The organism is Natronomonas sp. CBA1123 (assembly GCF_009741925.1).
GTDB lineage: Archaea > Halobacteriota > Halobacteria > Halobacteriales > Haloarculaceae > Natronomonas.
Map to the genome: position 1 here is coordinate 40,807 of NZ_WPCC01000019.1, position 16,148 is coordinate 56,954.

Here is a 16,148-nt window from a genome sequence, read left to right on the forward strand (position 1 = left end):
GGCCGCGCTGTCACGTTCCGAAACGAAACCGAGCGAGCGCGGGAGAACAGCTTTTTGCTCCCCGCCGTCGTTGCCGTGGATATGGATTACCAGCGCGTCGAGGGCGACCGCGAGTACGTCGCTCGACTGGAACACGGACGGGACTGGCGCGAGCAAATCGAGGCCTTCGCCGAGGCGGAAGGAATCGATTCGGCGTTCTTCTTCGGCCTCGGTGCGGTGCAGGACGCGACCGTCTACTTCTACGACCAGACCGAACAGGAGTACTACCCCGTCGAGTTCGACGAACCGTTCGAGGTGACGACGGCGCTCGGAAACGTCTCCCATCTCAACGGGGAGCGCTTCGCCCACACCCACGTCACCCTCTCCCGTGAGGACGGCTCGATGGTCGGCGGCCACCTCGATTCGGCGACCACGTTCGCCGGCGAGTTGTACCTCCGGGAGTTCGACGCCCATCTCGAACGCGAACACGACGACGTGACCGACCTCGACCTCTGGCCGCTGTAGATGCGAGACGACGACGAAGCGTACTTCGAGCGGTTGGAAGACGGCCTCGACGAGGCGATGGAACTCGCCCGGGAGGCCCGACAGCGCGGCGGCGACCCCACCGAGGACGTGGAGATTCCCATCGCCAAGGACATGGCCGACCGCGTCGAGAACATCCTCGGCATCGACGGCGTCGCCGAACGCGTCCGGGAGATGGAAGAAAACCCCGACCTCTCCCGGGAGGAGGCCGCCCTCGAACTCGCCGAGGACTTCGCCGAGGGACGGGTCGGCGACTACGACTCGAAGGCAGGAAAGGTCGAGGGTGCAGTTCGTACGGCGGTCGCGCTGTTGACCGAGGGCGTCGTCGCCGCGCCCATCGAGGGCATCGACCGCGTCGAAATCCTCGACAACGACGACGGCACGGAGTTCATCAACGTCTACTACGCCGGCCCGATTCGCTCCGCAGGGGGGACCGCACAGGCGCTGTCGGTGCTGGTGGCCGACTACACCCGAACGCTTATCGGCATCGAGGAATTCAAACCCCGCGACGAAGAGGTCGAACGCTACGCCGAGGAGTTGGCGCTGTACGACAACGAGACCGGCCTCCAGTACAGTCCGAAGGACGCCGAGACGAAGTTCATCGCCCGGAACATGCCCATCATGCTCGACGGGGAGGCGACGGGCGACGAGGAGGTCTCGGGCTTTCGGGACTTAGAGCGGGTCGACACCAACAACGCCCGCGGTGGGATGTGTCTCGTCTTGGGTGAGGGTATCGCCCAGAAGGCCCCGAAGATTCAACGCTACACCTCCCAACTCGACGAGGTCGACTGGCCGTGGCTCCAGGACCTCATCGACGGGACCTACAAGAAAGACAACGGAGAGAGCGGCGACGCCGAGGCGGAGGACGACACCGAGGAAGAGGCCACGGGTGAGGCTGAGGGCGCCAAACCCGAGGAAGACGCCGAATTCGAGGGCAACGACGGCCCACCACGTCCCGAGCCCTCGACGAAATTCCTCCGGGACCTCATCGCCGGCCGGCCCGTCTTCGGTCACCCCTCCGAAGAGGGTGGCTTCCGACTCCGCTACGGTCGCTCGCGGAACCACGGTTTCGCGACCGCGGGCGTCCACCCCGCGACGATGCATCTCGTCGACGACTTCCTCGCGACTGGCACCCAAATCAAGACCGAACGCCCGGGGAAAGCCGCCGGCGTCATCCCCGTCGACAGCATCGAAGGGCCGACGGTCAAACTCGCCAACGGCGACGTTCGCCGCGTCGACGACCCAGCAGAGGCCTTGGAGATACGCAACGGCGTCGAGGCCATCCTCGATTTGGGCGAGTACCTCGTCAACTACGGCGAGTTCGTCGAGAACAACCACCCGCTGTCGCCGGCCTCCTACACGCCGGAGTGGTGGAAACACGACCTCGCGGCCGCCGGCGCCGACGTACAGGCTCTGGAGGATTCCCCGCGCGTGGACCTCGAACACCCCGACACCGAACGCGTCCTCGAGTGGGTCGACGAGTACGACGCTCCCCTTCACCCCGAACACACACCCCTCTGGCACGACCTCGACATCGAGCGGTTCGAGGCGCTGGCCGAGGCAGCCAGCGACGGCCACTGGGCCGAAGCCGACGGGATGGCGATGGACGCCGACGACACCGTCGACGGATTCGAGGCCGCCGAACGGACACTCGTCCTCCCCCGAACCGAACCCGTCCGGGAGGCACTGGAGGTGCTCATCGTCGAACACACCCAGGGAGAAGAGACGCTGACGGTTCCCGACGCCGTGCCGCTGGTGCGTTCGCTCGGCCTCACCGACGACCTCGAACGGACGTGGGAGTCCGGCGAGCTGTCGTCAGCCGCTCGGAACTACGACGGGGGCGAAAACGCGGTGAAGGCGGTCAACGAGGTCGCACCCTTCGAGGTACAGGAGCGAGCGCCGACCCGCATCGGTTGTCGAATGGGTCGCCCCGAGAAATCCGAGAAGCGTGACCTCTCGCCGGCGGTTCACACCCTGTTTCCCATCGGCGAGGCCGGCGGTTCCCAGCGAGACATCGCCGCCGCCGGCAAACACGCCGAAACCATGCAGGACACGCCGGGCATGGTCGAGGTGCAGGTCGGACGGCGGAACTGCCCCGATTGTGGCACCGAGACCCACCGGGCACGCTGTCCCGACTGCAACGCGGTTACCGAGCCCCACTACGTCTGTTACGACTGCGACATCGACGTCGAACCCGACGAGGCCGGCCGGGCCATCTGTCCGCGCTGTGAGCGAGAGGCCGACGCCGTCCAGACGAAGACCATCGACGTCAACGACGAGTACCGCACGGCGCTGTCGAACGTCAAAGAACGGGAGAACGCCTTCGACGTGCTGAAAGGCGTCAAGGGACTCACCTCCGAGCACAAGGTTCCCGAACCCATCGAGAAAGGCGTCCTCAGGGCGAAAAACGGCGTCTCATCGTTCAAGGACGGCACCGTCCGCTACGACATGACCGACCTCCCCGTCACGTCGGTCCGGGCGTCGGAACTCGACGTGACCGTCGGCCAACTGCAGGCGCTCGGCTACGAGGAGGACATCCACGGCCAACCGCTCACCCACGAGGACCAACTGGTCGAGTTGCGGGTCCAGGACGTGGTCCTCTCCGACGGCGCCGCCGAACACATGATTCGGACCGCCGACTTCGTCGACGACCTGCTGGAGCAGTACTACGGCCTCGACCGCTTCTACGAACTCGAGGACCGCGACGACCTCGTCGGCGAGTTAGTGTTCGGGATGGCACCCCACACCTCCGCCGCAGTTGTCGGAAGAGTGATTGGTTTCACCTCGGCAGCGGTCGGATACGCGCATCCGTACTTTCACGCCGCGAAGCGTCGGAACTGTGACGGGGACGAAGATTGCGTGATGCTCCTCATGGACGGACTTCTCAACTTCTCGAAGTCTTTTCTCCCGAATCAGCGCGGGGGTCGGATGGACGCGCCGCTGGTTATGTCTTCCCGCATCGACCCCGCCGAAATCGACGACGAAGCCCACAACATGGACATCGCTTCCTCGTACCCGCGAGAGTTCTACGAGGCGACCCGCGAGATGGCCGACCCCGGCGAGGTCGAGGACCTCGTCCAAATCGGCGAGGATACCCTCGGAACCGAAGAGCAGTACCGCGGGTTCGAACACACCCACGACACGACCGACATCGCACTCGGCCCGGACCTCTCGGCGTACAAGACGCTGGGCGACATGATGGAGAAGATGAACGCCCAACTGGAACTGTCGCGAAAGCTCCGGTCAGTCGACGAGACCGACGTGGCCGAGCGGGTCATCGAGTACCACTTCCTGCCGGATATCATCGGGAACCTGCGGGCGTTCTCTCGGCAGGAGACGCGGTGTCTCGACTGTGGGGAGAAGTTCCGTCGGATGCCGCTGACCGGCGACTGCCGGGAGTGTGGCGGCCGGGTGAACCTCACCGTCCACCAGGGGTCGGTGAACAAGTACATCGACACCGCGACTCAGGTCGCCGAGGAGTACGGCTGTCGGGAGTACACGAAACAGCGGTTGCGGATTCTCGACCGCTCGCTGGAGTCAATCTTCGAAGACGACACCAACAAACAGAGCGGCATCGCGGATTTCATGTGACGCGACCTTTTTGCCCCATGCCGGCACAGTAGGGGGTAGATGGAACGCGAGGAGTTGGAGACGATTCCGGGCGTCGGCGCGAAAACCGCCGAGCGCCTGGCCGAGCTCGAGGACCCCGAGGCCGCGCTCGCGGCGGGCGACGTGGCGACGCTGGCGAGGGCACCCGGCATCAGCGACGGGCGGGCGGCCCGCATCGCTCGCGCCGCGATTCGGGACCGACACGGCGACGACGGCGACTTCCTCGCGACCGCCCGTGCACGAGAAATCTACGAAGACGCGCTCGGATTGCTCCAGGAGCGTGCGGTCACCCACTACGCCGAGAAGCGATTGGAGACGCTGTATCCGAGCGCCTCGGAGTCGCGAATCGAGGAAGTTCGGGCGTTCGCCAGCGAGGCCGTCGAACGCGAACCGACGCCGGAGGTCCGCGAGGCGTTGGAGGGGGTCGAACCGCTCGAAGCACCGCGAGACGTTCGAGTACGGGACCGGTGTCTGGCGACGAACGACGCCGAAACCTACTCGGAAGCGCGGGAGGCCGTCCCCGAGATGAGCGTCGAGTTGGTCGAAGACGCCCGCGGCATCGCCGATCTGGCGCGGGGGTACTCGACGGTCGTCGTTCTCGATGCCGGGTTCACCGGCGTCGAGGTCGACGGCGACGTTCGAGTCGAACCGAACGCACTGGAGGACCCGGTGAGCATCGTCCCCGAGCGGACGCTAGCCTTTTTCGCCCGCAATCGCGACCGACTCCGAGCCGCCGCGGCCGTCCATCGAGTTGCGGGCATCGACGCACCCTGTGACATCGAGACGCTGGACGAGGCGCTATCGCGGCTCAACGAGGACGGAACCGTCGCCGGCGACGACGACCTCGAAGCCCTCGAAGACGCGGTTTCGGACCTCGATGCCGCCGTTTCGATGGCCGAGGGCGTCGCCAACGACCACCTCCGGGAGGCCATCGAAGAACGCGACGTGACAATCGAGGGGACCGACCTGCTGTCGTTGGTCGAGCGCGGCGCGGGCGTCGACTCGCTTCTCGAACGGGAGTTAGCCGACGAGTTCGCAGCAGCGGTCGAGGCGGCGCGGGACCGCTTCGTCGACACGCTGGGGGTCGAGGACTACGAATCGCTGGCGCGGCAGGCCTTCGGCGAGGAGCCGACGTTTCCCGTCGAACACGACGAACGCGTCGTCGAGCGGTTGCGCGAGGAGTTGACCGCCGAGCGCGACCGACGGGCCGCGCGGTTGAAGCGGGACCTCGCCGACGACCTCGGCGAGATGCGCGACCCCGCCGAGGAACTCGTCGACGCGGCGCTGGAACTCGATGTCGAGCTCGCAATCGCCAGGTTCGACGAGGACTTCGACTGCGTGTTTCCGACGTTCGAAGGGCGGGGGTTCGAAATCGAAGGCGGTCGGTCACCGCTGCTCGACGTTGACTTCGAGGCGGTCGAACCGGTCGATTACGGCGTCGAGGGCGTCGCGTTGCTCTCGGGCGTCAACAGCGGCGGGAAGACATCGACGCTGGATTTGGTCGGGCTGGTCGTCGTCTTGGGACAGATGGGGCTGCCAGTGCCCGCCGAGAGCGTCCGACTGGAGCGCTTCGAGGCGCTGCACTATCAGGCGAAGACACAGGGAACGCTGGATGCGGGCGCCTTCGAGTCGACCCTCCGGGAGTTCGGCTCACTGGTCGCTGGCGAGCGGACCCGTCTCGTGTTGGTCGACGAGTTGGAGTCGATAACCGAACCCGGCGCGAGTGCCGTCATCATCGCGGGTATTCTGGAAGCGTTAACCGAGAGCGATTCCACCGCGGTGTTCGTCTCGCATCTCGCGGGCGAGATACGGGAGGCCGCCGCTGTCGACGTAACCGTCGACGGAATCGAGGCCCTCGGCCTCGAAGACGGCGAACTGCAGGTGAACCGTTCGCCGGTCAAAGACCACCTCGCCCGGTCGACGCCGGAGCTCATCGTCGAGAAGTTGGCCGAAGAGGGCACCGACGACGTGTTCTACAGCGATTTGCTTGAGAAGTTTGACTGAGACGGACCCGAAGTCCCGGCCGAGGCCTCCCCGCTCCCCCGAAGGCTTAACATCCGCCCCAGCGTGGTGAAAGTGAAATGGCGGACGACGACATGCTGTCGTGGGACGAGTCGGTGTTCCGCGACGAGCACGTCCTCGAACTGGATTACCTCCCGGAGGCGTTCTTACACCGCGACGAGCAGATGGAGACGCTGAAGTACGCCCTCCGGCCGGCCGTTCGCGGCTCCCGACCGCTGAACGTGATGGCTCGGGGGCCCCCCGGGACCGGCAAGACGACGGCCGTCCAGAAACTGTTCGACGAACTCACGAGCGTCAGCGACATCGAAGTCGTCCGTGTGAACTGTCAGGTCGACTCGACGCGATACGCCGTGTTCTCGCGGCTGTTCGAGGGACTGTTCGACTACGAACCGCCGACCTCTGGCATCTCGTTCAAGAAACTGTTCGGACAGATTACCGACCACCTCGTCGAGGAAGACGAGGTCCTCGTCGTCGCGTTAGACGACGTGAACTACCTCTTCTACGAGGACGAAGCGTCCGATACCCTGTACTCGCTGCTGCGAGCCCACGAAGCCCACTCCGGGGCGAAAATCGGCGTCATCGTCGTCTCATCGGACCTCGATTTGGACGTCATCGAGGAACTCGACGGCCGGGTTCAATCCGTGTTCCGGCCGGAGGAGGTGTACTTCTCGGCGTACGGCGAGCGCGAAATCGTCGACATCCTCCGGGAGCGCGTCGAACGCGGCTTCCGGGAGGGCGTCGTGGGGACGCGAGTCTTGGACCGAGTCGCTGAACACACCGCCGACAGCGGCGGCGACCTCCGGGTCGGTATCGACCTGCTCCGACGGGCGGGACTGAACGCGGAGATGCGCGGGTCGACCGAGGTGAGCGTCGAGGACGTCGACGACGCCTACGAGAAGGCCAAGTACGTCCATCTTTCCCGGCATCTTCGCGGGCTCTCGGAATCCGAAGCCGCCCTCGTCAGGGTGCTCGCGGAACACGACGGCGAACGCGCCGGGGACGTCTACGAGGCCTTCAGCGAGACGACCGACCTCGGCTACACTCGCTACTCCGAAATCATCAACAAACTCGACCAGCTCGGCCTCATCGACGCGGAGTACACCGACGTCGAGGGACGGGGACGTTCGCGGGCGCTGTCGCTGTCGTACGATTCCGACGCGATTCTCGACCGACTGGAAGAGTGAGAAGCGGGACTGCGTTCGGGAAGGCGTTCCGGGTCAGCGGTCGCCCGGTTCGTCGCCCATCCACTGCTCCGGCACCTGAATGACGTAGCGGCCGTTCTCCTGGAGGGCGATGATGTACTCCTCGCGGTCGTACAGCTCCATGAGGTTGAGTTCGTACTGGCCGGGTTCGACGATTTTGATGGACTCGAACTGGTCGTTCAGTTGCTCGCGGAGTTCGGTGAGGTCGGGGTCCTCGTCGGACGGTTCGCTGACGACTCGACCCCCGGATTCGGGTTCGACGTCCGCCAATCCGCCGACATCACCGTCGTCGGAGTCGCCCGCTCGCTCGGATTCGGGGAGTTCGTTCGAGGACACCACGTCGCTCCGGGCGCTCGCCTGTGCGTGGTCCTCGTCGTCGGCCTCCCGCTGTTTCCGGCGGGCGTCGGCGTCGATGATTTCGCCGTCGGACTCCGCCGTCGACGGATTCTCCGTCTCCGAACTCGAAGCCCCGGTTTCGCTCGGCCACTCCGCGTTCGGGTCGGGCGAGTCCTTCGGAGCGTCGGGCCTCGTGGAGACGAAATCACGGACTTTCGTCGTCGCACGACCGACCGTTTCCGCAACCGAAGAGTCCGGCGTCTCCGGTGACTCCGGCGGCTCTTCGGTCGAGGGAGTCTCTTCGGGATTCTCCGGAACCGGCTCACCTTCCGGATGGAACTGGAACTTGTTGCCACCACACTCCGGACAGCCGGACAGCATCTCCTTGGAGCCGTCGGCGAACGTGTGGCCGCATCCGGTACACTGGTGTGGCATAGGGTGATGGTTCGCGCGTTACGTGCGCGTGATGAGGGTACTGATGAGGGTCTCGTCTTTGTGCAGTGTCTCGATGCGGTTCGCCGGACCGATGACGGTCAGTTTGTTCGGCTCGTCTTTCCCCATGAGTCGGCCGAGGAACCCGCTGTCGCCGCTGTCGCCACCCGGATACGTTTCGATTTCGATGCCGGTGAAGCCGTCGGGGTTGATTTCCGACATCGTCACCTCGATGAGTTTCGACTCCTCTTCGGGTTCCAGTCCTTCCTCGAGGATGACGATGTTGCCATCGTGGACGCCGTCGAGGATGAGGCGAATTTTCTCCATGGTCCGCATGTCCTGCATCCGCTCGGCGCTTATCATGTCGATTTGGATGCCGTCGCCCAGTCCCTCGCCGTCGTCGTCGGTGGTTATTTCGGGCATGGTGTCACCCGAAGTACTCCGCTATTTTGTCGTACACTTCGTCCATGTTGTCTCCCTCCAGCGCCGACAGCGGAACCGTCTCGTGTTGGGGGAACGCGTTGCTGATTCGCTGAACGCTTGCCTCTTCGAGGTCGATTTTGTTCGCGAAAATCAACACCGGCAGGTCCTGGCTCTCGATGATGCCGATGAGCATCGTGTTCACCTGCGTGAACGGGTCCTCGGTCGCGTCGAGGACGTAGATGACGCCGTCGACGTCCTCCCGAAGCCAGTGCATGGCCTCGGCGACCCCTTCGGTCGCCTCGCGGGAGCGGCGGACGGCGTCGTCCTTCTCGATGTCGTGTTCGAGGAACTCCTTGTAGTCGACTTTCGTCGTGACGCCGGGGGTGTCCACCACGTCGATGGTGACGGACTTGCCGTTTCGCTTGATTTCCACGTTCTCCTTGCGACGTGCGCGTCGCGTTTCGTGGGGAACGTGGCTCTCGGGACCGATGGCGTCGCCGGTCCAGTCGCGAGCGATACGATTGGCGAGCGTCGTCTTGCCCGCGTTCGGAGGGCCGTAAATGCCGATTCGCTTCGGCTCGCTGCCCGCAAACAGGCTCGACGTCGCCCGGGAAATACTCGATTTGAGTTCGGTTAGCAGTCCCATCTCATCCTCCCGCGGCCCCGATTTCGACTCGAAATCGGAGTCGCTCTGCACGTACTACCATACCGCATTCACTTAACTGTGTGTCAGACACACGTAACGGAACGGACAGAACCTTCGGCGTTTCGAGCGACGTAAGCCCCGAATCCCGACGTATCGGGGGACTCACTCGAAGGGCGTCGCCGTATTCATCGCCGTATTCATCGCCGGATATGTACCGCACGAGTTCCGAGACTATGCACCACACGTACTCCGAGACGGTCGACGCGGGAAACTCCGACAGCACTCGGTCGGCGACCTCTCGGTCAGTGGCTGCTCAACCAGTGACTGCTGGTCAGTGGGTTGGGTCAGTGGGTTGGGTCACTGACGGTTTACCTGTGGATTCTCGGTCGACTTCAAGCAGAGTCGATGGGCGAGACACCCCCACCCCTTTGTTTCAACTGGAACGGTGAGAAGGGGCAGGGGTGTGTCGAGAAGAGGTGAGGAGTTGTTAGTGTATCTAGATATGGTGGACGAACTAGACTAGAATTTCGGTTGCTAGCTCCAGATTCCTAGCAACACAACAAGGAAAACAACTAGACTAATTCCTTTCTTCTCTAGTACGGCTTTGGTTTAAGTCTACTATATATAAATCTTACCTAGTTAGGAGACGTCCCACCCACGACTACCCCCTCCCCACCTCTCCACGTTCCACTCGAAACGAAGGGGTGTGGGGGTACTCCCCTCCGTTTCCCGTGCATCAACTGGAAATCTCATTCACCGCTATCTCGCCATCATCTCACCGGCTCCGAGACCTTCTCAAATGGGTCCCGACCAGCGACCGCGAGTCCCGAATTCGACCGTTACACTCGTCTTACCTCCTCGGAATTCACTCGTAGGCCCGTCCTAAACCCAGCTACTGAGCCCGTGTCCGTCACGACCCCTCGAGCGTGAGGGGCCGAATACAATCCCGTCGAGACTGAATCAATCGTGGTTTCAGGTAATCGCACCGCAACGTTTAATACCGCATTCCACCATCGGTTCCCCTGCATCAATTGGACGGCCGAATTCGACCTGATTCCACACAGCAGGCGTCTATCGCCTCTCTCTGGCCTGCTCGGCCGTCGCGCAGTGACGTTCCACCTGAAACAGGGGGGTTCAGAACGATGACAGACGACGATTCGAACACATCAACTGACGGAGGTGATAGTTCGGCGGTACCCGACGACTCGAACGTAGGTACCTCGACCACCGAGAAGAGCCGTGGCTCCACCGACGACTCGGCCTCGACAGCGACGGATGGCTCCGAGAGGACCGACCCGGCGACTGATGCGGATGAGGTACCGGCACCGGAATCCGAAGAAATAGCCCCAAACGACGGTGATTCTCCACCGGAAGCGGAGGGGTCGGCCGTCGACGCCAGCGTCGACGCCACGGACGTCGACACACAGGGTCGCAGCGTCGACGGGTTCTCCGGGGATGTCGATTTGGAGGACCTCGACCTCGACGCCGCCGCCGACGAGGAGACCGACGAGGCCTCTCGTGGGCTGTTCGACGACTTGCTCGAAGGCGAACCCATCTTCGAGAACAAGGAAGTCCTCCGACCCTCCTACACCCCGCGGAAACTCCCCCACCGCGAGGAGCAGATCAACAACATGGCGACCATCCTCGTCACGGCCCTGCGCGGGGAGACGCCGTCGAACATTCTCATCTACGGCAAGACGGGCACCGGAAAGACCGCCAGCGCGAAGTTCGTCTCCGAGGAGTTGGAGACAACCTCCGAAAAGTACGAGGTCCCCTGTGAAGTCGAGTACATCAACTGCGAGGTAACCGACACCCAGTACCGCGTGCTCGCACAACTCGCGAACAAGTTCATCGAGAAGAACGAGGCCTACATCGAGCGTCGACTCGACGAACTCGACGAACTTCGTGACGACGCCGCGGCGGACCCCTCCGTTCTCGAGGGCACCGAGTTCGACAGCGTCGCGGCGGTCGAAACCAAGATTCGGGACCTCGAAGACGACCTCGAAGAGTTCGAACCCGTCCCGATGACGGGGTGGCCGACCGACCGGGTGTACTCGACGTTCTTCGACGCGGTCGACTACCACGAACGCGTCGTCGTCATCATGCTCGACGAAATCGACAAACTCGTCGAGAAGTCGGGCGACGACACGCTCTACAACCTCTCGCGGATGAACTCCGAGCTGGAGAACTCCCGGGTATCGATTATGGGCATCTCCAACGACCTGAAGTTCACCGACTTTCTCGACCCGCGGGTCAAATCCAGCCTCGGCGAGGAGGAAATCGTCTTCCCGCCGTACGACGCTACCCAACTTCGGGACATCCTCCAACACCGTTCGGAAATCTCGTTTAAACCCGACACGCTCTCGGACGACGTGATTCCGCTGTGTGCGGCCTTCGCGGCACAGGAACACGGCGACGCCCGCCGTGCGCTCGACCTGCTTCGAACCGCCGGAGAACTGGCCGAACGGGACCGCACCGAGACCGTCGAGGAGAAACACGTCCGCCACGCCCAGGAGAAAATCGAACTCGACCGCGTCGTCGAAGTGGTCCGAACTCTCCCGACCCAATCGAAACTCGTCCTCTACGCCACCATCCTCTTGGAGGAAAACGGCGTCCACAACATCAACACCGGCGAGGTGTTCAACATCTACAAGCGACTCTGTCAGGAAATCGACGCCGACGTGCTCACCCAACGCCGGGTGACCGACCTAATCAGCGAACTCGACATGCTGGGCATCGTCAACGCCGTCGTCGTCTCGAAGGGTCGCTACGGCCGGACGAAGGAAATCAGCCTCTCGGTTCCGCTCGACGAAACCGAAGCCGTCCTGCTGTCTGACTCCCGGGTCGGCGAGGTCGAGGAGGCCCAACCGTTCGTGCAGGCGCGGTTCGATAACTAACGACCTTTTTGCACGCTCGGCGCTGCGCGCCTCGCGGCAAAAACGTCGATGAAAAAGACACTGCGGGCCTCCCTACGGTCGGCCCTTGATCCCACGCTCGCGCCTGCGGCGCTCGCGTGGTGAAACGCCTCGCTATCGCTCGGCGTACAATAGCATCCACAAGCACCGCAGGCACGAGCGGCTCACTCCGTTCGCTCGCGGATGCTCGTCCTCCATCGAACCCCTTCGTTTCGTATGGAGAATCGTATCCTTACTCGCCGACGACGGCCTCGGCTTCCACCTCGACGACGTACTCGGGGCCGATGAGACTCGACACCTCGACCATCGTCGAGGCAGGGCGTACGTCCCCGAAGAACTCGCCGTGGACCTCACCCACCGTTTCCCAGTCGTCGGCGTCGACGACGTATATCCGAGTTCGTACCACGTCCTCGCGACGACCGCCGGCATCCTCGATGGCGTCGACGACGATTTCCAGCGCTCTGCGGGTCTGTCGCTCCGGGTCGCCGGGCGCGACGGGCTCGCCGTCTTCGTCGGTCGCGGTCGTCCCCGAGACGAGGATTCGATTTCCGACCGCCACCGCTCGCGAGTACCCGACTTTCGGTTCCCACTCGGTACCCGTGGAGATGCGGCTCCGTTCCATACGCCACCCCGGAGCGCCGACCGCATAACTCCGACGCGACGGAACTGAAGGCTTTAAACGGGTTCCCGCGGAACGCTCGCATATGAGTCAGGCCACCAAAGTCGTCCTCGGAACGGTCGGCATCTCGGTCATCGTCGCTCTCGCGTTGCTCGTCGTCATCTCGATGGCGTGAAGCGAGATGTTCGAACCACGTGAACTCGACGGAGAACTCGAAGCGCTCCGGGAAGCAGAGGCTCCCGGAGCAATCGTCCTCGACACGGAGGGCGACTTCGAGACGCTTCCACCCGAAGTCGCGGAGAACCTCCTCCCGGTAGTCGATTCGCTCGACCCGTTGTCGTACCCAGAGGCGTGGGTTCCCGACGACGCACCCGAAACGCTCCACCGAATCGCAGGTGGGGAGTTCACCATCGGCGCGCCGGGCGACGGCGGCGTCGCGTGGACCCGACAGACCGACCCGCCGGTCGTCTTCGTCAAACCGCGACTGGAGGGGTCACCACAGGGGTTCATCGACTTCCTCATCGCCAACGCCGTAGTCGAAATCGGAACCGGCCTCCCGGAACAGTTCCTCGGGTTCTTCGAGGACCGATACGTCGCGCTGGACGAGGCGGTGCCGCTGTCGTCGGCCGACACCTATCAACTCGCCGCGGCGCTGTTCGACGCCTACGTCGGCCTGCATACTCGCCATGTCTTCGAGAACTGGGCCGAGGAGTACCCGGGATTGTACGAGGAGTGGGTCGACGCCGGCGAGCGCCTCGAACCTCGGCTGTCGGGACTCTCCAGCGATGTCGCGAGCGGGCGGACCGACTTCGCCGACGGAGCCGAACTGGCCTGTGCCGCAGTGAAACACGACGTCGAGATTCCGACGCCGTTCGCGGCGCTGAACACGGATGCCTACCGCGACCACGGCGCCGATTTCGCCGTTCGGTGGGCCGAAAAGACGTTCGAGGCGCTGGAAAAAGACTGAGTCTCGTCGGCTTTACTGGAACGCCTGGAAGCCGGTGAGGTCCGAGCCGAGAATGAGGGTGTGGATGTCGTGGGTGCCCTCGTAGGTGTAGACGGTTTCGAGGTTCGTCATGTGCCGCATCGGCGAGTAGTCGGCGGTGATGCCGTTGCCGCCAATCATCTCACGGGCGATGCGTGACTGATTGCGTGCCATCCGGACGTTGTTGCGTTTCGCCATCGAGACGTGCTCCGGGCGCAGTTCGCCGCGCTCCTTGAGGTCGGTCAGCCGGTAGATGAGCAGTTGGGCGAGGGTAATCTGGGTCGCCATCTCGGCGAGTTTGTCCTGTTGGAGTTGGAACCGCGCGATGGGGCCGCCGAACTGTTCGCGGTCGGTGGCGTACTGCCGAGCCGTCTCGAAGCAGTCACGGGCGGCGCCGACGGCGCCCCAGGCGATGCCGAACCGTGCTTGCGTGAGACACGAGAGCGGTCCCTTCATGCCTTCGACGCCCGGAAGCACGTCGCTTTCCTCGACGCGCACGTCGTCGAGGTGGATTTCGCCCGTAATCGACGCGCGGAGCGAGAGTTTTTCCTCGATTTTGTTCGTCGTCACGCCCGCCTTGTCGGTGTCGACGAGGAACCCACGGACGGTGTCGTCGTCCGAGCGGTCCTTCGCCCAGACGAGAGCCACGTCGGAGATGGGGGAGTTCGTAATCCAGGTTTTCGCGCCGTTGAGGACGTAGCCGTCGCCGTCAGCTTCGGCGTGGGTCTCCATCGCCGAGGGGTTCGAGCCGTGTTCGGGTTCCGTCAGCCCGAAACAGCCGACTTTCTCGCCCGACCCGAGGTCCCAGAGGTACTCCTCTTTCTGTTCCTCGCTGCCGAAGGAGTGAATGGGGTACATGACCAGCGCACCCTGCACGGAGGCCATCGAGCGAAGCCCCGAATCGCCGGCTTCCAGTTCCTGCATCAGGATGCCGTAGGCTCGCTCCGAGAGGTTCGGCAGGCCGTAGCCCTCGAGGTTCGGCGCGTAAAAGCCCAACTCGCCCATCTCGGTGATGAGTTCCTTCGGGAAGGTGCCCTCAATCCAGTGTTCGCCGACGTCGGGCTTGACGCGGTCCTCGACGAAGTCGCGAGCGGTGTCTCTGACCATCCGCTCTTCTTCGGTGAGGTCCGCCTCCAAGTTCACGTAATCCAACATACCAACCCCTTGGAGTGCACCACCAAAAACACTCGGCCACGCAGTCGGAGTTGTCGAGGGTCGACCGAGGAGAAAATCAGTCGCCTGCGGCCTGCTCGGGCGTGGGGGTCACCGCTCGTCGGAAGTTTTCGAAAACACCCTTCGCCGCCAGCGCCTCGGCGTAGCGCTCCTCGGTAATGTCGGCACAGACCGATTCGATGCGCTCGTCGGCGAGGTGGTCCTTCCCGCGGACGACATCCTCGGCGGTTTCGGGGTCGTACTCGGGGTGGGACTGCAGTCCCCACACCCGACCGTGACGGAAGCCGTGGATGCCGTAGTCGTTTTCGGCGATGCGGTCGGCCCCGTCGGGGAGTTCGGTCACCGCATCGGAGTGCGTCGTGAACACGGTGAACGACTCCGGAACGCCATCGAAGATATCGTCATCGGTGTGCTCGACGGTCCGGTAGCCGAGTTCGTACTCGTCCATCGGTTCGACGGTGCCGCCGAGGGCGTCGGCGAGCAACTGGTGGCCCCAACAGATGCCGAGTGCCGGCAGGTCGTGTTCGATTGCGCCGCGAACCCACTCTCTGGTCGCCTCTATCCACGGTTCGTCGTCGTACACCGACGACCGCGACCCGGAGACGACGACGCCGTCGAAGTCGTATCCCTCGGGAAGTCGGCCCTCCGAAACCCCGAACACCGAGAGGTCGGCGTCGAGTTCTCGTCGGAAGTTCCGTGGGGTGTTCGGGTCGCCGTGGGAGGCGTCCAACAGCGCGATGCGTGGTCGCATTATCGCTCGGTACTGGCCGAATCGATAAAAGGGCCGCGCCGCCGGGAAGGTTCGCGTCGACCTGTGACGCCGCTCGCCCGACCGAACCGTCGCTCAATCGTCGTCAGCAGCCGTCTCGTCGATAAAATCGGCTATCGCGTCCGTCACAGCCGCGGCGTGTTCGACGAAACAGAACCGCTTGCCTTCGACGGGCTCGAACCGGCCCCGCGGGAGGTCCTCGGCGAGTTCCTGTCCGGAATCGAGCGACACGACGGGGTCGTCGACGCCGTGACACACCAGCGTCGGAAGGGTCAGTTCGTACAGCGGGCCGGCCTCGAAGGAGCGGGCCGCTTCGAGGTGTCCGGTTCGGGCCTCGCCGGTGGCGTCTTCTTCGCGGCGCCACTCGACGATGCGGTCGACGAGTCCGGTTTCGGCGAAGAATCGGTCGGAAAACGCCAGCGACAGCGACTCCCGAAGCCGCGTCGGGTCGGCGGGATGCAGCGTCGCCAGTGTCTCGCCGTCGACGCGGTCGCC

13 protein-coding genes are annotated in these 16,148 nt (G+C 63.9%); 6 read left to right on the forward strand and 7 right to left on the reverse strand.

Annotated elements, in window-relative coordinates; all coding sequences use genetic code 11:
* Positions 1 to 81 precede the first annotated feature (81 nt).
* From GJ631_RS10215 to GJ631_RS10230, 4 genes are all read left to right on the forward strand, one after another.
* On the forward strand, positions 82 to 504 hold the full coding sequence (locus GJ631_RS10215; RefSeq protein ID WP_156709051.1) for a PPC domain-containing DNA-binding protein: 423 nt from the start codon (positions 82 to 84) through the stop codon (positions 502 to 504).
* Positions 505 to 4,113 carry a DNA polymerase II large subunit gene (locus GJ631_RS10220; protein WP_156709052.1) on the forward strand — a complete coding sequence of 1,203 codons (3,609 nt, stop codon included), beginning with the start codon at positions 505 to 507 and terminating at the stop codon, positions 4,111 to 4,113.
* A gap of 39 nt (positions 4,114 to 4,152) precedes the next feature.
* A complete protein-coding gene (locus GJ631_RS10225) occupies positions 4,153 to 6,135 on the forward strand; it encodes a helix-hairpin-helix domain-containing protein (RefSeq protein ID WP_156709053.1) in 1,983 nt (660 codons plus the stop codon).
* A 77-nt stretch (positions 6,136 to 6,212) separates the two neighbouring features.
* A complete protein-coding gene (locus GJ631_RS10230; RefSeq protein ID WP_156709054.1) occupies positions 6,213 to 7,337 on the forward strand; it encodes an ORC1-type DNA replication protein in 1,125 nt (374 codons plus the stop codon).
* Positions 7,338 to 7,370: 33 nt separating this feature from the next.
* On the opposite strand, the gene GJ631_RS10235 is transcribed toward GJ631_RS10230, so the two are convergent.
* From GJ631_RS10235 to GJ631_RS10245, 3 genes are read right to left on the reverse strand one after another with little or no spacing between them, the layout of a single operon-like run.
* Complete coding sequence (locus GJ631_RS10235) at positions 7,371 to 8,126, reverse strand: Zn-ribbon containing protein (RefSeq protein ID WP_156709055.1); 756 nt, start codon at positions 8,124 to 8,126, stop codon at positions 7,371 to 7,373.
* Between the two features lie 18 nt (positions 8,127 to 8,144).
* Positions 8,145 to 8,546, reverse strand: a complete 402-nt coding sequence (locus GJ631_RS10240) for a DUF2073 domain-containing protein (RefSeq protein WP_156709056.1) — start codon at positions 8,544 to 8,546, stop codon at positions 8,145 to 8,147.
* Between the two features lie 4 nt (positions 8,547 to 8,550).
* Positions 8,551 to 9,192 (reverse strand): Era-like GTP-binding protein, encoded by a 642-nt coding sequence (locus tag GJ631_RS10245; protein WP_156709057.1) that lies wholly within the window; start codon positions 9,190 to 9,192, stop codon positions 8,551 to 8,553.
* Positions 9,193 to 10,334: 1,142 nt separating this feature from the next.
* Here GJ631_RS10245 and GJ631_RS10250 point away from each other — a divergent pair.
* Positions 10,335 to 12,089, forward strand: a complete 1,755-nt coding sequence (locus GJ631_RS10250; protein ID WP_156709058.1) for a Cdc6/Cdc18 family protein — start codon at positions 10,335 to 10,337, stop codon at positions 12,087 to 12,089.
* 250 nt (positions 12,090 to 12,339) lie between these two features.
* Here the strand turns inward: GJ631_RS10250 and GJ631_RS10255 are convergent, their stop codons facing one another.
* Positions 12,340 to 12,729, reverse strand: coding sequence for a RidA family protein (locus GJ631_RS10255; RefSeq protein WP_156709059.1), 390 nt, complete (start codon positions 12,727 to 12,729; stop codon positions 12,340 to 12,342).
* 178 nt (positions 12,730 to 12,907) lie between these two features.
* Here GJ631_RS10255 and GJ631_RS10260 point away from each other — a divergent pair, with 178 nt between their 5' ends.
* On the forward strand, positions 12,908 to 13,693 hold the full coding sequence (locus GJ631_RS10260; protein WP_156709060.1) for a hypothetical protein: 786 nt from the start codon (positions 12,908 to 12,910) through the stop codon (positions 13,691 to 13,693).
* Between the two features lie 12 nt (positions 13,694 to 13,705).
* Here GJ631_RS10260 and GJ631_RS10265 read toward each other — a convergent pair whose 3' ends face one another.
* From GJ631_RS10265 to GJ631_RS18585, 3 genes are all read right to left on the reverse strand, one after another.
* A complete protein-coding gene (locus GJ631_RS10265; RefSeq protein WP_156709061.1) occupies positions 13,706 to 14,866 on the reverse strand; it encodes an acyl-CoA dehydrogenase family protein in 1,161 nt (386 codons plus the stop codon).
* A gap of 76 nt (positions 14,867 to 14,942) precedes the next feature.
* Positions 14,943 to 15,635 (reverse strand): type 1 glutamine amidotransferase, encoded by a 693-nt coding sequence (locus GJ631_RS10270; protein ID WP_156709062.1) that lies wholly within the window; start codon positions 15,633 to 15,635, stop codon positions 14,943 to 14,945.
* Positions 15,636 to 15,728: 93 nt separating this feature from the next.
* Positions 15,729 to 16,148, reverse strand: a 420-nt coding sequence (locus GJ631_RS18585; RefSeq protein ID WP_231753946.1) for an alpha/beta fold hydrolase, incomplete at its 5' end; no start/stop codon positions are given.

What these genes read in the sequence shown, in the direction of transcription:
- GJ631_RS10215 (WP_156709051.1), top strand. Translation starts at nt 82, where the DNA reads ATGGATTACCAGCGCGTCGAGGGCGACCGCGAGTACGTCGCTCGACTG.
- GJ631_RS10220 (WP_156709052.1), top strand. Translation starts at nt 505, where the DNA reads ATGCGAGACGACGACGAAGCGTACTTCGAGCGGTTGGAAGACGGCCTC.
- GJ631_RS10225 (WP_156709053.1), top strand. Translation starts at nt 4,153, where the DNA reads ATGGAACGCGAGGAGTTGGAGACGATTCCGGGCGTCGGCGCGAAAACC.
- GJ631_RS10230 (WP_156709054.1), top strand. Translation starts at nt 6,213, where the DNA reads ATGGCGGACGACGACATGCTGTCGTGGGACGAGTCGGTGTTCCGCGAC.
- GJ631_RS10235 (WP_156709055.1), bottom strand. Translation starts at nt 8,126, where the DNA reads ATGCCACACCAGTGTACCGGATGCGGCCACACGTTCGCCGACGGCTCC.
- GJ631_RS10240 (WP_156709056.1), bottom strand. Translation starts at nt 8,546, where the DNA reads ATGCCCGAAATAACCACCGACGACGACGGCGAGGGACTGGGCGACGGC.
- GJ631_RS10245 (WP_156709057.1), bottom strand. Translation starts at nt 9,192, where the DNA reads ATGGGACTGCTAACCGAACTCAAATCGAGTATTTCCCGGGCGACGTCG.
- GJ631_RS10250 (WP_156709058.1), top strand. Translation starts at nt 10,335, where the DNA reads ATGACAGACGACGATTCGAACACATCAACTGACGGAGGTGATAGTTCG.
- GJ631_RS10255 (WP_156709059.1), bottom strand. Translation starts at nt 12,729, where the DNA reads ATGGAACGGAGCCGCATCTCCACGGGTACCGAGTGGGAACCGAAAGTC.
- GJ631_RS10260 (WP_156709060.1), top strand. Translation starts at nt 12,908, where the DNA reads ATGTTCGAACCACGTGAACTCGACGGAGAACTCGAAGCGCTCCGGGAA.
- GJ631_RS10265 (WP_156709061.1), bottom strand. Translation starts at nt 14,866, where the DNA reads ATGTTGGATTACGTGAACTTGGAGGCGGACCTCACCGAAGAAGAGCGG.
- GJ631_RS10270 (WP_156709062.1), bottom strand. Translation starts at nt 15,635, where the DNA reads ATGCGACCACGCATCGCGCTGTTGGACGCCTCCCACGGCGACCCGAAC.